This is a genomic window from Streptosporangium sp. OZ121, assembly GCF_051918885.1.
Taxonomy (GTDB): Bacteria; Actinomycetota; Actinomycetes; order Streptosporangiales; family Streptosporangiaceae; genus Streptosporangium.
On sequence record NZ_JBPXMC010000119.1, the window covers coordinates 1 to 503 of the forward strand.

1 protein-coding gene is annotated in these 503 nt (G+C 72.2%); it reads right to left on the reverse strand.

Annotated features, from left to right (window positions below):
• Positions 1-503 (reverse strand): phospholipid carrier-dependent glycosyltransferase (locus ACTOQ1_RS42980; RefSeq protein WP_440074403.1); only part of this gene is annotated, 503 nt, incomplete at both ends.

Below are 503 nucleotides of genomic sequence, written 5' to 3' on the forward strand. Positions count from 1 at the left end.
CGTACGGCTTGCGCAGGCCGATCGCGCGGCGGGCCCCGGCGTCCCAGACCAGGGACATCACCGCGAAGGCGACCAGGAAGAACACCCCCGACCACTTCACCGCGCAGGCCGCGCCCAGGCACAGCCCGGCGGCGATCCGCCACGGCCGCACCCCCAGCCCCGGCCCCTGGTCACTCAGCGGCGAGGTCTCGTACCAGGTCACCAGCCGCTCCCGCGCCCGGTCACGATCGACCACCAGGCAGGCGAAACCGGCCAGCACCCAGAACATCAGGAAGATGTCCAGCAACGCCGTCCGCGACAGCACGAAGTGCAGGCCGTCCAGCGCGAGCAGCAGCCCGGCCAGGCAGCCCAGCATGGTCGAGCGGGTCATCCGGCGGGCCACCCGGGCCAGGATCAGGATCGACAGCACCCCGACCACCGCCCCGGCGAACCTCCACCCGAAGGGGGTCATGCCGAAGATCTGCTCACCGGCGCCGATCATCCACTTGCCCAGCGGCGGGTGG